Annotated in this window: 14 protein-coding genes and 2 pseudogenes; 14 read left to right on the top strand and 2 right to left on the bottom strand. The window is 27.8% G+C overall.

Annotated elements, in window-relative coordinates; all coding sequences use genetic code 11:
• Window positions 1-527: 527 nt before the first annotated feature.
• From BUB83_RS23070 to BUB83_RS12450, 8 genes and pseudogenes are all read left to right on the top strand, one after another.
• Window positions 528-737 (top strand): annotated as a pseudogene (locus tag BUB83_RS23070) (transposase); the annotation flags it as partial.
• 81 nt (window positions 738-818) lie between these two features.
• Window positions 819-1,155: pseudogene (locus BUB83_RS23065) on the top strand (ATP-binding protein); the annotation flags it as partial.
• A 47-nt stretch (window positions 1,156-1,202) separates the two neighbouring features.
• A complete protein-coding gene (gene dprA, locus BUB83_RS12475) occupies window positions 1,203-1,781 on the top strand; it encodes a DNA-processing protein DprA (RefSeq protein ID WP_073338800.1) in 579 nt (192 codons plus the stop codon).
• A 117-nt stretch (window positions 1,782-1,898) separates the two neighbouring features.
• The gene (locus tag BUB83_RS12470) at window positions 1,899-2,114 is read left to right on the top strand and encodes a hypothetical protein (protein ID WP_073338799.1); all 216 of its coding nucleotides are present in this window, start codon (window positions 1,899-1,901) and stop codon (window positions 2,112-2,114) included.
• A 273-nt stretch (window positions 2,115-2,387) separates the two neighbouring features.
• The gene (locus BUB83_RS12465) at window positions 2,388-2,645 is read left to right on the top strand and encodes a UPF0175 family protein (RefSeq protein ID WP_242950677.1); all 258 of its coding nucleotides are present in this window, start codon (window positions 2,388-2,390) and stop codon (window positions 2,643-2,645) included.
• Window positions 2,638-3,126 (top strand): PIN domain-containing protein, encoded by a 489-nt coding sequence (locus tag BUB83_RS12460; protein ID WP_073338798.1) that lies wholly within the window; start codon window positions 2,638-2,640, stop codon window positions 3,124-3,126. The genes BUB83_RS12465 and BUB83_RS12460 overlap by 8 nt, the downstream gene beginning before the upstream one ends.
• A gap of 152 nt (window positions 3,127-3,278) precedes the next feature.
• Window positions 3,279-3,836 (top strand): Uma2 family endonuclease, encoded by a 558-nt coding sequence (locus BUB83_RS12455; RefSeq protein WP_084133550.1) that lies wholly within the window; start codon window positions 3,279-3,281, stop codon window positions 3,834-3,836.
• A gap of 346 nt (window positions 3,837-4,182) precedes the next feature.
• A complete protein-coding gene (locus BUB83_RS12450; RefSeq protein ID WP_073338796.1) occupies window positions 4,183-6,003 on the top strand; it encodes a bifunctional diguanylate cyclase/phosphodiesterase in 1,821 nt (606 codons plus the stop codon).
• Between the two features lie 84 nt (window positions 6,004-6,087).
• On the opposite strand, the gene BUB83_RS12445 is transcribed toward BUB83_RS12450, so the two are convergent.
• Window positions 6,088-7,398 carry a DUF5050 domain-containing protein gene (locus BUB83_RS12445; RefSeq protein WP_073338795.1) on the bottom strand — a complete coding sequence of 437 codons (1,311 nt, stop codon included), beginning with the start codon at window positions 7,396-7,398 and terminating at the stop codon, window positions 6,088-6,090.
• Between the two features lie 220 nt (window positions 7,399-7,618).
• Between BUB83_RS12445 and BUB83_RS12440 the strand changes: the two genes are divergently transcribed.
• The 4 genes from BUB83_RS12440 (at window position 7,619) to BUB83_RS12425 (ending at window position 11,550) form a co-directional block, all read left to right on the top strand.
• Window positions 7,619-7,903 (top strand): putative quinol monooxygenase, encoded by a 285-nt coding sequence (locus BUB83_RS12440; protein WP_073338794.1) that lies wholly within the window; start codon window positions 7,619-7,621, stop codon window positions 7,901-7,903.
• Window positions 7,904-7,982: 79 nt separating this feature from the next.
• Window positions 7,983-9,008: a UDP-glucose 4-epimerase GalE gene (galE, locus tag BUB83_RS12435; protein WP_073338793.1), complete on the top strand. Its 1,026-nt coding sequence runs from the start codon at window positions 7,983-7,985 to the stop codon at window positions 9,006-9,008.
• 52 nt (window positions 9,009-9,060) lie between these two features.
• On the top strand, window positions 9,061-9,960 hold the full coding sequence (locus BUB83_RS12430; protein ID WP_073338792.1) for an LCP family protein: 900 nt from the start codon (window positions 9,061-9,063) through the stop codon (window positions 9,958-9,960).
• Between the two features lie 261 nt (window positions 9,961-10,221).
• Window positions 10,222-11,550 (top strand): FAD-dependent oxidoreductase, encoded by a 1,329-nt coding sequence (locus BUB83_RS12425; protein WP_073338791.1) that lies wholly within the window; start codon window positions 10,222-10,224, stop codon window positions 11,548-11,550.
• Between the two features lie 40 nt (window positions 11,551-11,590).
• Here BUB83_RS12425 and BUB83_RS12420 read toward each other — a convergent pair whose 3' ends face one another.
• Entirely contained in the window at window positions 11,591-11,887 is a 297-nt protein-coding gene (locus BUB83_RS12420) for a DUF4339 domain-containing protein (RefSeq protein ID WP_143160540.1), read from the bottom strand.
• Window positions 11,888-12,338: 451 nt separating this feature from the next.
• On the opposite strand from BUB83_RS12420, the gene BUB83_RS12415 reads away from it, so the two are divergent.
• Both BUB83_RS12415 and BUB83_RS12410 read left to right on the top strand, forming a co-directional pair.
• Window positions 12,339-12,953: a hypothetical protein gene (locus BUB83_RS12415; RefSeq protein WP_073338789.1), complete on the top strand. Its 615-nt coding sequence runs from the start codon at window positions 12,339-12,341 to the stop codon at window positions 12,951-12,953.
• Window positions 12,954-13,042: 89 nt separating this feature from the next.
• Window positions 13,043-14,389 carry an aminotransferase class V-fold PLP-dependent enzyme gene (locus BUB83_RS12410; RefSeq protein WP_073338788.1) on the top strand — a complete coding sequence of 449 codons (1,347 nt, stop codon included), beginning with the start codon at window positions 13,043-13,045 and terminating at the stop codon, window positions 14,387-14,389.
• The last annotated feature ends 108 nt before the right edge of the window (window positions 14,390-14,497 follow it).

Below are 14,497 nucleotides of genomic sequence, written 5' to 3'. Positions count from 1 at the left end.
AAACAAGTTTTCTTTAATGATCAATTTACTTTGTTAAATTTATTTCAGTTAATAAATGAAATATTTCTAAAAAATGGTATAAAATCAAGAAAAAAAAGTAAAAAAACATCTCTTGACATCATAGAAGCTATACTTGAAACATTCATGGAAAAAAAAGCTGTAGCTTAAAATATTAAACAATCAATAATCTAAATGGATATATTACCATATTCAGGTATTATATTTAAGGATAGTTCTAACTAATTTTAATGTAATATTTTTCACATAAATGATAAGTATAGCATTTGAAGAAAATAATAAATATTATTTAATATTCTATATTTTTTAAATATTCTAAACTTTACGGACATGGGGCCAGACCCGTGGATAAAAATGGTAAAACAATCCAAGTTATCAAACATCAGAGAAATCTGATGTTTTTTTGTTGTTTTTATATTTTATATGATTAATACATAGAGTTATAGTCAATAATTTATAATAAATAAAAAAAAGGAGTCCTATAATGGCAAGAAAAAAAAGAATATGGTATGAAAATGCTCAATTGCACATGTTTAATGTCCAATCATGTTCACTTACAAGTACAAACTACAAGCATTCATATAAAAGAATTTATAAGACGAATTAATGGGCTGTATGCTATGAAATTCAATGATAAATATAATTATGTTGGTCACTTATACCAGGGGAGATATGGTTCGGAAATTATTGAGACTGATGAATATGTATTAGGGGCTAGTAGGTATATTCACTTAAATCCAGTAAGAGCGAATATGGTAGATAAGCCTGAGGATTATAAATGGAGTAGCTATCCCATGATTATTGGAGAATTGTCTTTAAATGCTTTCCTAAGACCCTGTACTGGAGTTTTACCTATGGTAATGGAAGCTAAGAGCAGAGGGATTAATAATCTTGTTTTACCTAAGCAAAATATCAGGGAAGCATCTTTGGTTAGTGGTATTAATTTATTTGGTTTTGAAACTTTAACTGAGGTTATTCAATTTTTAGAAAAAACTAAAGAATACACTGATACTAATGATTTCAAAGAAAATCATATAATACGAACTACCTGGACAAATTTCCCTAGCTCATAATGGAGTCTTATTCTTAGATGAAATAGCTGAATTTAATAAAAGAACTTTAGATTCGCTAAGGCAGCAGAAAATATCGTAAAATCTAAAAATTTAAAAAATGCCGAAACTATCTTGAAGAAATGTATTAATGGCAATATAGATATTATTACTTTAAATTCCTTCAATTACCCAATCCAAGCAAAGAATATCACTGAAATGCCAACCATATTATATTGCAGGGGAAATTTAAAAGAAAATTTACAAGGATTAGCTATTGTAGGTACTCGTAGATGTAGTGAATATGCTAAGAAAATAACGGTAGAAGCAGCAGTATGTTTAGCTGAAAATAATATTGCGGTTATAAGCGATATGGCTAAAGGAATAGATTCCTATGCTCACACAGCTTGTTTAAATAAAAATGGATATACTGTTGCAGTATTAGGCTGTGGATTAGATATATGCTATCCAAGAGAACATATAAAACTTATGGAAAGAATAACAGAGAAGGGAGTACTTCTTTCACAATACCCTCCAGGTATACCACCTAATTCAGTGAATTTTCCTAAGAGAAATAAAATAATTAGTGGAATAAGCGAAAAAGTATTTGTAGTAGAAGCAGGTGAAAATAGTGGTTCATTAATAACAGCAAAGTACGCTAAAAAATATGGCAAACCAATATATGTTGCTCCAGGCAGTGTTTATAATTCTTAAAGTAAAGGATCTAACAATTTATTAAATGAAGGAGCTAGAATCTATATAAATCCAAAGCAATTATTAGGAAATATCATAGATAATAGAAAAATAGAAACTACTACTTCATATAAACAAGTGAAAATAAAAACAGATAATCAACATAAAAAATTACTAGATTATGATTCTATAGAAAAATTAATAATTGAAGCAATATGTAAAGAATCAAAAAACTTAGAAGAACTAGTATTATTATTCAAAGATTGTGAAATTGATATAATAGAGAAAATTTCAATTATGGAGTTAGAAGGTAAAATTAATGTTTTTAAAGGAAAAGTAAGTCAAAAAACATAGTAAGCTCGTGGGTAGCAAACAAAAAAACCTTCCGTTCCACCACAGGAAATTTTTGCAAAGAACTCTCGGGCACAAAATTTTCCAGGTACAAGTAGTTGAGAAGGAAATGAGAACAACGAGAGAGATAAGCTGGGCGAAATTTTATTACCCTACAAATTGTTTATTACTTTTTTCAGATAATGAAATAGTATGTAACATTTTATTTTGTACTTTTAATTTCAGAATATGATATAATAATTAAGAGATATAATTGTATAGAAGGAGTGATAGATTTTGAACGTTGAAGCAAATATAATGTTTCCACAAGAAATTTTATTAACACTTAGAGAAAGTAAAGATGAGTTTATAAAAGAACTTAAGGTAACTGCAGCAGTAAAATATTATAAAGATAAGAGATTATCTATAGGACAATGTGCAATTTTAGCTGAAATGAGTGAAGAAAAATTTATAAAGTATTTAGGTGAGCAAGGAATATCAATATTTAACTTTGAAAATGAAGAAGAATTATTGGAGGATATAAAAAATGCATAAAGTTGTAGTTAATTCTACACCATTAATTTCACTTTCTATAATAAATAAATTAGAAGTGTTAAAAGAACTTTATGGTAGAGTATATGTTCCATATGGTGTTTATGAAGAAGTTTGTTTAGAAGGTGAAGCAAGAATTGGAGCTGATTTCTTAAGGAATAATAATTTTTTAATAGTAGAAGAAATTAAAAATGAGGATGCTAGAAAATTTTTTCAAACCAGTCTTCATAAAGGTGAAGTTGAAGTAATGATATTAGCAGATGAATTGAAAGCAGATTTATGCATAATAGAAGATTTACTTGCTAGAAAATATGCAAAACATTTGGGATTTACTATAACAGGTACATTAGGAATCTTGATTAAGGCCAAAGAAATGGGTGTAATCAATAGTGTAAAACCATTGATGGATGAGCTCATAAAAAATAATATTTATATTAATAGTAGTTTATATAGTAAAATTTTAGAATTAACAAATGAAAATTAAAGTTCAATTAAAACGTTAAGTTGTTTGATTGGACTTTTTATGACTTATTATTTATAAAATAAAAATTGCGATAAAATAGTGAAAATGAATGGAGCATTAGGGTATAATATAAGTAAGGTGTTGATTAGTAATTTAGATAAAAAGGAGGATAAGTGTTATTGTTAGCCCATAAAGAGAAAGTATATACCTATGAGGAATATTTAAAAATATCTAGTGAAGATAGATGTGAATTTATAAATTCTAAAATATATATGATGGGTTCCCCATCAATTGAACATCAAAATGTAGTAGGAAACATATTTTTTGCTCTAAAAAATTATTTTAATAAAAAAGAGTGTAAGCCTTTTGTAGCACCTTTGGATGTAACTATTCTAGATGAAAGTAATAATAAAAATATAGTTCAGCCAGATGTTTTTGTAGTATGTGATAAAGATAAAATTATAGATAATAGTTATAAAGGTATACCCACTTTGATAATAGAAGTTGTATCACCATCAAATAGTAGTCATGACTATGTAACTAAACTAGATTTGTATTTGAGAGCAGGTGTTGAGGAATATTGGATAATAAATCCTATTAACAAAAATGCTATTTGCTATAAATTTGAAAACAAAACACCATCTAAAGTAGTCGGATACCATTATGATGAAGTGATAAAATCAGAAGTTTTCCAGGGATTGAACATTGATTTAAAAAGAATGTTTGAATAGCAAACAAAAAAATCCTTCCGTTCCACTATAGGAAATTATAGGAAATTTGGGCAAGCTCGGGGCATAAAGCATTTCCCCTCGCAAGGGGGCCAGACCCTTGGGGAAAATTGGAAAAATAATCCAAGCTATCAAACATCAGAGAAATCTGATGTTTTTTTAGACTAAATAACAATTTAGCCAAAAATATTGAAAAATAAAAGCAAGTCATAATTTGTCCACTACGCCCCCAAAATCTGACAAATTGAAATAGGGAGTTGATCACAAAGGGGGAAAAATATTTTGTAGATTTTGTTTAAATTATAGAATAAATTGTGATAGAATGGTAGTAGTAAGGAAGTGATAATAATTGATAAATAAATACGACAATATGATCAGAAAGAAAATAGAAGAAACCTTTGATTTAATAATTCCCGTGGGCATAGTTGTAGCATTGGTATCAGCTATTGCTATATATTTTAGTCCGGTGCCAAAAAAATTTGTAATTATAGATATTATTATTAGTTTTATTTTATTGATTATCATTAGTTTAAAAAAAAGAATAAGCACTGAAATTAAGGCTATGGTAACTATTTCTATGCCTATTATAGTGGGAGTCTTATCTTTTGTGGATGGAGGGTTTAATAGTTCAGGCATAATACTAATATTACTTAGCAATTTGATTTCAGTTCTTTTATTAACAAAGGTAAAAAGCATTATTGTATCTTTGTTTTCAAGTGGATTATTTATTGTTTTATGGATTAATGCAAAGCTTTACAATAAAGGCTGGGTTATACATGTAAGAGATGCAGAATGGATTATACATTTTGTAGTGTTTTTACTAGTTTTGATTACCATGCAAGGTTTAGTGGCTACTATTAGAAAATACATTCATAGTAATATTGAAATGATTGAAAAAAGTGCAGAAATTACATATAAAATAGCCTATTATGATGAACTTACTGGAGTGCCTAATCAAAAATTATTTAAGAAACAATTAGCAGAAAGAGCTAGTAATGGAGTGGAACAAGGATATATTATATTTTATAATCTTAAGAATTTAAATCTTATTAATTCAATTTATGGGGAAACAATAGGCAATAAGGTTTTGGTTCAATGGGCTAATATTTTTAGTGATATAAAAAAAGAATCAAAGTTACTAGCTCGTACTAGCGGTAATGAATTTGCTATTTGGATTGAAAAAGTTTCTGAAAAAGAATTAATGGAATGGTTACATTATATGAACAAGGTTTTTAAAAATAGTTTTTTGGTTCAAAATATGGACAAGGAAGTTGAATTTTATATAAGTTATGCTTGTTATGATAAAAGGGATATAAATATTGAAGAGTGTTATCAAAGGGCAAGCATTGCACTAACATATGCAAAGAAAAACAATAAGTCAGGATTTATTGAATATGATAAAAGTTTTGAGGAAATTATTCGAAATGATGAAGAAATAAAAAAGTTATTACAAAATGCTTTAGCTAGTGAAGAATTTGAAATGTATTATCAAAAGAAAGTTGATGCTAGAACAAATGAAATTTATGGTGTTGAAGCTCTTGCTAGATGGATATTACCTGTTGGTGGCAGAATAGGGCCAAATATTTTTATTCCTATGATAGAAAGAATGGATAAATCTATTGTTTTTGGAGAAATAATTGTTAAAAAGATTTTTACGGATTATAAAAGATTATGTATAAAGTATGGCAAGGAAATAAAGGTATCCATTAATATTTCACCTTCTCATTTAATGTCCCCTGGATTTGTGAGCTATTTAAGTGAAATGATTGATGTATATGAAATAAAGGGCGAAAACATTATAATTGAAATCACGGAAGAAGTTATCATTGAAGGAATTGACAAAGTTAATGAAATTCTAAAAAAAATTCACGAGCTTGGTATGAGAATATCTATTGATGATTTTGGAACGGGGTATTCTTCTTTTAGTTATTTAATCAAACTTGATGTAGATGAATTAAAAATAGATAAATCATTTATTGACCAATTAGGGGAAAATGATAAGATAAATACATTATTAGAAGGTATTATTTACATAGCTAAAGGGCTAGATTTTAATTTAATAGCTGAAGGGGTAGAGACAAGAGAGCAATGTGTTAATCTTGTTCAGCTAGGTTGCTTTATTATTCAAGGATATCATTTTTCAAAACCAGAAGCTTTGGATCGTAATTGAGTTATTTAATTAAACAAAATACAAAAAAAAGTACCGGCGCAGAAACCAGTACTTTTTTTGTAGTTAAAAGCAAATATAATTAATTTATTGAACCATAAATATTCTTCCAGGAAAATCATTTTCATCTGCATTATATTCAATGAAATTATCTTTTAAATTAATATTAAGTGAAGTTTTATCCACTAATTTTATGTTTTTGCTGTTCTTATTTATAATATAAAGCCCTAAGTTATCTGTTGAAAGTAAAATATTATTTTCACCCTCAATCAAATTTATATTTTCAAGGTTTCCATTGATATTTAATAAATTAGTGGTTTCTCCAGAAGAATTCATTTCATTTATGGAAAAAATATTATTTTTGTATTCAGCTAATAAAAGTGTATCGGTTTCTAGAGCAAAGGAGACAATATTTTCTTTTATAAGTTCTTCTTTTGAACCATCTAGGGACAATTTTATTAATTTATTAAGGTTATTTCCATTATCTAAAACATATATAGAATCTTTTGTTATAAAGAAGTTTTTTATGTGGTACCCAGTAAAAATCTGTTTTAAATCTTTTTCAGTTTCGGTAAGCTTGTACATTTTATCTAAGGTATTACCCGTTAACAGATATACACCATCATCCACAAAACGAAGAATATCATTTATGTTAAGCTCTTTTTCTTTATTATAGTTAAGTATAGTTTTTAAGATTTTAGTTTTATCATCACCTATGTAGCTTTTATCTAAGCTTATGCGATTTATCATGTTATTGTTATCTTTCTCGCATAGTACATAAATAGCTTTATCAGTGATATTTATAAAGGAAAGAGTTTTAACTCCAGTAGTTTCTTTGGTCACAGTAGGCTCGTACACTATTTCTTCATTTTTGCCATCTAAGTCCACTTTGTATATAGAATTGTCTTGTATATAATAGATTTTTTCATTGAAAAAATTTATTTTTTCTAATAAATTGGTGTGGTTAATATTTTTGCCTATCCACCAGTTTTCTTCTACTTTGGTGCCGTCCAGATTCATAGATTTAAGAACCTTTGAAGCTGAATCTTTTTCAGTTTGATAATAGATTTTATCTTCATACAAAGTAAAATTTATTATTGGGGATTCTAGTTCAGTAAGAATTTCAACAGTTTGTTCAGATTGGTTTATTCTAGCTAGATCATAATCCTCATTAATGTAGTAAATATAATCTTCATAAAAAGTAGAATTGGTTCCTTTTAAAATTTCACCAGATAAGTTGGTTTTTACGCTTTTAATATCAACAGATTTCACTATTGTATTTTCAGTGGTAGTGGATGTAGTGATTTTATTTGAAGTAACATGGTTTGTATTATGAGTACAGCCAACTGTAGAAGTGAGTAACATTAGTATTATGGTAAGTATTGATAGCTTTTTCAACTTTATTCCTCCTAATATTAATAAAAATCTAATAAATTTAATCATTATTCAATATTTTATCTTATTATGTTGTATTATGGAAGTAATAATTAATAATTTCCTGAAATAACTTTAATATTGATAATTGAATGTTCATATACACAATGATATAATGAGATTAACTTTTAATTATAAGAAATTGGAAGAATATACATTTACATAAAATATTGGAGGGGTTAAAATGATTAAAGTTGTTGCAAAATGTACTGTTAAAAATGGACAAGTAAATAAATTTAAAGAATGTTGTGAAAGATTATTAAGTGAGACAAAAAAAGAAGAAGGAAATATAAGTTATGATTTATATCAAGACATTAATGAGGAAAATGTTTTAACCTTCCTTGAAGAATGGGAAAGTCCAGAAATACTTGATATACATACAAAAACCAGTCATTTTACTGAAGTTATTCCACAGTTAAGTGAATTGTTAGAAAAGGATATGGAAGTTAATATTTACGAAAAGTGCTAGTATAAAAAATAATAAAAATATTGGCTTAAATTTATTTGGGCCAATATTTTTATATATTCATTAAAGTGGAGGGGTTTAAATGGCAATATTAGTAACGGGTGGAGCAGGTTATATCGGGAGTCATACTTGTGTAGAATTGATTGAAAAGGGTTATGAAATTGTAGTGGTGGATAATTTATTAAACAGTAATGAGGAAGCTTTAAACAGAGTAAAAAAAATAACGGGAAAAGATTTTAAGTTTTATAAGAGTGATGTGTTAGATGAAAAAGCTATGGAAGAAATATTTTCAGATAACAATATAGAATCAGTAATACATTTTGCAGGTTTAAAAGCAGTAGGAGAATCTGTTACAATACCGTTATCTTATTATAAAAATAATATAGTAAGTACTTTAGTTTTATGTGATGTGATGAAAAAATTTAATGTGAAAAATTTGGTATTTAGTTCTTCGGCTACTGTTTATGGAGATCCTCAGTCAGTGCCTATAAAAGAAGATTTTCCATTAAGTGCAACAAATCCTTATGGAAGAACTAAGCTTTACATAGAAGGGATTTTAAGAGATTTATATAATTCAGATAAAAGTTGGAATATAGGAATTCTTAGATATTTTAATCCGGTAGGAGCTCATAAAAGTGGACTTATTGGAGAAGATCCTAATGGTATACCTAATAACTTGGTGCCATATATTTCTCAAGTAGCAGTAGGCAAGTTACAAGCTTTAAAAGTTTTTGGTAGCGATTATCCTACTATTGATGGGACTGGAGTAAGAGACTATATCCACGTGGTAGACCTTGCTATTGGACATTTAAAAACTTTAGAAAAATTAAAAAGTAATCCTGGAGTTGTGACTTACAATTTAGGTACTGGTAAAGGATATAGTGTACTTCAAATGATTGATGCTTATAGAAAAGCTTCAGAAAAACATATATCTTATAATTTATCTCACAGAAGAGCAGGAGATATAGCAGAATGTTATGCTGATTGTAATTTAGCAAAACAAGAATTAGGTTTTAAAGCTACAAAAGATTTAGAAGATATGTGTGAGGATTCTTGGAGATGGCAAAGTAATAATCCAGAAGGATATAATACGTCAGCTACAGTTTAGTTTGTAAAAGAGTATTTAATAAGCTTAAAGCTTATATAAGGGAGAAACTAATATGAAAAAAAAGTATAAAATAATTGTAGCAATTCTTATACCTGTATTACTAATCATTGGCTATGGCATTTATAAGTACAATTCAATAGCAAATAATATTAAAAATGTAGAAATTAATAAATCTAATGAAAATTTAAGCATTTCACCGGAAAAAGAAGTTGAAGCCGTAGAAAAATCTATTTATAATTTCGTATTATACGGTTTGGATAGAAGAGATGAAAGCGATCCTGCACGTTCAGATTCTATTATTATAATAACTGTAAATGAAAAAACTAGTGAAATAAAATTAAGCTCTATAATGAGAGATACATATGTGCCAATAGCTGGTCATGGCAATACAAAAATCAATCATGCTTATGCTTACGGAGGACCAGAACTTGCTATAAGTACTTTAAATAGCAATTTTGACTTAAACATAAAAGATTATGTGGCTGTGAATTTCTGGGATGCTGTAAAAATCATTGATTTAATTGGTGGTGTTTCTATTGATGTTCATGATGATGAAGTGAAACATATTGATGGGGTGGATGCAGCAGGTATTTACAATTTATCTGGGGCACAAGTTTTATCTTATTCAAGAATTCGTTATGAAGCTGGTGGAGATTTTGTAAGAACTGATAGACAACGTACAGTGCTTGCAGCTATGTTTAAAAAGATAATGACTTTATCTAATGCTAAAAAATATGATTTGATTCCTAAAATAGCTTCTATGGTGGAAACAAGTATGAGTGATGAAGAAATACTAAAAATGTCAACCTCAGTTATAACAAATAATATATCTAACGTTGAAGATAAAAGATTTCCAGTTGATGGAGAAGGTAAAAAAATTGATGGAATTTATTATTTAGTAACAGATTTAGAACAATTAAAAGCAGGACTACAAGAATTTATATATAATTAATAAAAATGGAAGATGTTCATAAAACATCTTTCTTTTTTTTATTTGCATAAAAGGTTTTAAACTTAATGTTTTTCTTCTTGTATCAAATATTCTTATAAAGAAAGAATATAAAGGTAGCTATAAAATAAAAATAGTTATTAAATAAATAATCATTATCTATTGAAAATAGTTATTAAGTAATGTATAATAATTATTAGATAGTTTAAAATTTATCAATCTTTAGAAATTACATATATAAAATTATATTTAGGAGGAATTATTATGAAAGTTGTTGTTGTTGGTTGTACTCATGCGGGTACAGCATCAATTGTAAATATTGCAAAATTATATCCGGAAGCAAAAATTACTGTGTATGAAAGAAATGATAATATTTCGTTTTTATCTTGTGGAATTGCTTTATATGTAGGAGGGGTTATAAAAGATCCTAATGGACTTTTTTATAGTTCCCCTGAAGCATTAAAAGAACTTGGAGTTAATACAAAGATGCTTCATGATGTTTTAGAGATAAATACTGAAAATAAAAAAATTAAAGTAAAAAATTTAAAAACTAATGAAGAGTTTGAAGATGATTATGATAAATTAATTTTAACTACAGGTTCTTGGCCAATTCAACCTAAAATTGAAGGCTATGAATTAGAAAACATTTTATTATCTAAGAATTTTCAACATTCAAATACTATAATTGAAAAAGCTAAAGAAGCTAAGAATATTGTGGTTATTGGTGCAGGATATATTGGGGTAGAATTGGTTGAAGCTTTTGAAATGGGTGGCAAACAAGTTACTTTGATAGATGCTGAAGAAAGAATTTTAAGTAAATATTTAGATAAAGAATTCACTGATTTAGCTGAAGCTACTTTTAAAGAAAAAGGAGTTACATTGGCCTTAAAAGAGTTGGTTACTAAATTTGAAGGGGAAAATGGAAAAGTAAGCAAAGTAATTACAGATAAAGGTGAGTATCAAACTGATTTAGTTATTTTATGTATCGGATTTAAGCCTAATACATACTTGGTGGAAAATCAAGTGGATATGTTGCCTAATAAAGCAATTAAAGTTAATGAGTATATGCAAACTAGTGCTAAAGATGTTTATGCGGCAGGAGATTCTTGTGCCATAGTTTATAATCCAACTGGAAAACATAAATATATACCTTTAGCTACTAATGCTGTTAGAATGGGTACTTTAGTGGCACTGAATTTAGTGGAACCAAAAGTTAAATATATGGGAACACAAGGAACTTCAGGTATAAAAATTTATAATCACAATATAGCTTCTACAGGATTAATTGAGAATTGTGCTATAGATGAGGGACTAAAGGTAGAAACTGTTACAGTTAAAGATAATGTTCGTCCAGAATTTATGCCTACTTATGAAGAAGCTATTTTAAAAGTTGTTTTTGAAAAAGAGAGTAGAAGAATTTTGGGAGCTCAGATTATATCTAATGCGGATATGACTCAATCCATCAATACAATATCAGTTTGTATTCAAAATAAAATGACAATTGATGAACTAGCTTTTGTAGACTTCTTTTTCCAACCTCACTATAATAAACCATGGAATTTATTAAATATGGCTGGTCAAATGGCAAGGTAAAAATCATAGATGTGATTTACACCTATGATTTATGTAGGAACTATAAAATATCAAAAACAAAAAGCAATAAAAAAATTATACAAATTACAATAAGTGAAAGTGCAACAAGGGCCTGGTTATTAGGGCCTTGTTTATTTTGTTCAAAATCCTTAGGTAAATCAAGTAATGTTTTAAAACTAGAAACTCGATGTGCAGGAAGCCAGTTAGTCATACCATCTTTCCAAATCAAGGTACAAAAATCTATTTCTTTATTTTTAAATTTATTTTTTAAGCCATCTTCTGTTATAGGACCAAATTTCTCGTTATTAATATAATAAAACCACATTTTATAAATCACCCCACCCGAAAATATTAGTATCCACCTTAGATATATTATATCACGATAACCTTATTTTTCCAATGACATAAAAACACTACTTTTGGCGAAACAAAAATATTTTATGTGAATTTTTTCAAGATGATTTTATTGGTATTGAAATAACCATTATATTTATCTATATTTATAAAATAAATAAAAATAATCTAAAATACAAAGAAGTTTGAATTTCATTTTTGTTTATTTTCACAAATTTTTCAACATATAAAGCTTTAGAATAAAAATCATGGTATTATGGTATTATTGTAGTATAATGTAAAGGTATAATTATGGACATGCAATACAGGGGGATAAGATATTCTATTTTCCCTGAGGATTCAAGGAATGTAGATAGACTAAGGATACAAGCAAATGAAAATGTGTATAAAGAAAAAAATCAATGTAAAAATAAAAATTAAGTGGAGGTAAGGAAATGGCAGATTTCAGCAAAATGACTAACAAGCAAAAAAGAGAATATATATGGGATTATTATAAGTTGCCTATTATTGGAGGCATTATACTTATATCTATAGTTGTGTCCGTAGTAAATAGTATGGTAAATGGGGAAATATATGCTTTTAATTTAACAGTAATAGGTGGATATTTGGATACAGAAAAAAATGCAGAAATTGGAGAAGATATTACAAAATTACTCTATCAGGGAGATGATAGAACCTTAGCTAGTGTGGATTATTATTCTTTAATGCCAGATCAAAATAATGTACTTCAATTGGATTATAATATGGCACAGAAATTTACGGCTAAGGTTGCTGCAAAACAAATAGATGTGATTATATTACCGGAAGAAATGTATAATGCTTACTTACAAGAAGGATTCTTTCTAGATTTAAAACAGGTATCTGGAGTGAATTTATTAGATTCTAAGTTAGCTCAAAATGAGGAAGGTGTTTTTGGAGTTTATTTAGATTCAAATGATTTTTATAATATTGAAGAATATGAAAGTGGTAAATATATATTAGGTATTGTTTCTTCCACAGAAAGAGTAGAGGAAGATGTGAAAGTTATCAATAGTTTATTGAGTAAATAGTAAAGGATAATTGAATAAAATCTTCTTTCTTTCCCTAGCACAGAAAATTCAAGTGCATAATATATTAATAGGGAAGGGAAAGTGATAGTATGAACATTAGTGATATGAGAAAACTGGTTTATGGTTTGGATTATCAAGTGCCCTTGGAAAATGGCGTGAAAAAAACCTCTGTTAACTTTGATAATGCAGCAACTACTCCTATTTTAAAACCTGTACTTGAAGATGTAATGAGATTTTTAACAATTTATGCCTCAGCACATAGAGGATTTGGATATAAATCTCAATTATCTACTGAAATATACGATAATTGCAGGGAAGCAGTAGGAAATTTCGTTCATTCCAATAAAGAAAAAAATACCGTTATCTTTGTTAAAAATACCACAGAAGCAATTAACAAACTTTCAAATGTGATTTATGAAAAATATAAGGATGATATAATATTATCCACTGATATGGAGCATCATTCCAATGATTTGCCTTGGAGAAAATTCTCTTTAGATTATATAAATGTTGATTTCCAAGGAGTGTTAAATTTAAAAGATTTAGAAGATAAGCTTAATTATTATGGTGGTAAAGTGAGATTAGTTACAGTTACTGGGGTTTCTAATGTGACAGGATATAAAAATTCCATCCATAAAATTGCTTCTATTGCTCATAAGTATAATGCTATGATAATGGTTGATGCAGCACAATTAGTTCCTCATGCCAGTGTTAATATGAATGGATATAGGCAAGATGATTATATTGATTTTTTAGCTTTTTCAGCTCATAAAATGTATGCGCCTTTAGGATGCGGTGTTTTGATTGGACCAAAATGGTTATTTCAAGAGGTTGATACTGATTATCCTGGGGGAGGTAATGTAGATATTGTAACTCACGATTATGTAAAATGGAACGATAGTCCCTTAAAAAATGAACCAGGGTCACCAAATGTAGTGGGGGCAGTTGCACTTGTATCAGCTATGAATACTTTATCTGGCATGGGCATGAATAATATTGAAAGATATGAAAGAAAATTAACTGAATATGCCCTAAAAAGATTATATAGTCTTAAAAATATAAAATTTTATTGCGGTAGTTCAGATATCTATAGAAATGTAGTAAAAAATAGTAGAGATAAAAAAAAGAATTTATTAAATAATTATGATGAAAATTCAATTCAAAGCAAACATTTAGGGATAATTCCTTTTAATGTAGAGAATTTCAATCATGAGCAAGTAGCTGAATTTTTATCAAATAAAGGAGCCATATCTGTTAGAAATGGATGTTTTTGTGCTCAACCTTATGTGCAAAAATTATTGCTTTTAAGTGAACAAGAAGTAGCAGAGAGAATAAAATATAATAGCCATGAACCAGGAATGGTAAGAATAAGTTTTGGATTTTACAATACTTTTAAGGAAATTGATAAGCTTATTTTTTATTTAGGGAAAATTTAAAAATAAAAAGAATAAAAAGGTGGAAGTTTTGGTTGAAAAATTAAAACTAAGGACACAATTAAAGCTTTCGTGACTAAGAAAGAGTTGCATAGTGTTCCATAACCGTGA

Origin of the sequence: Clostridium grantii DSM 8605 (assembly GCF_900129965.1) — a bacterium.
Classification (GTDB): domain Bacteria; phylum Bacillota; class Clostridia; order Clostridiales; family Clostridiaceae; genus Clostridium_AF; species Clostridium_AF grantii.
The sequence above is the reverse complement of the archived record's forward strand: the minus strand, read 5'-3'. Positions and strand labels throughout refer to the sequence as shown.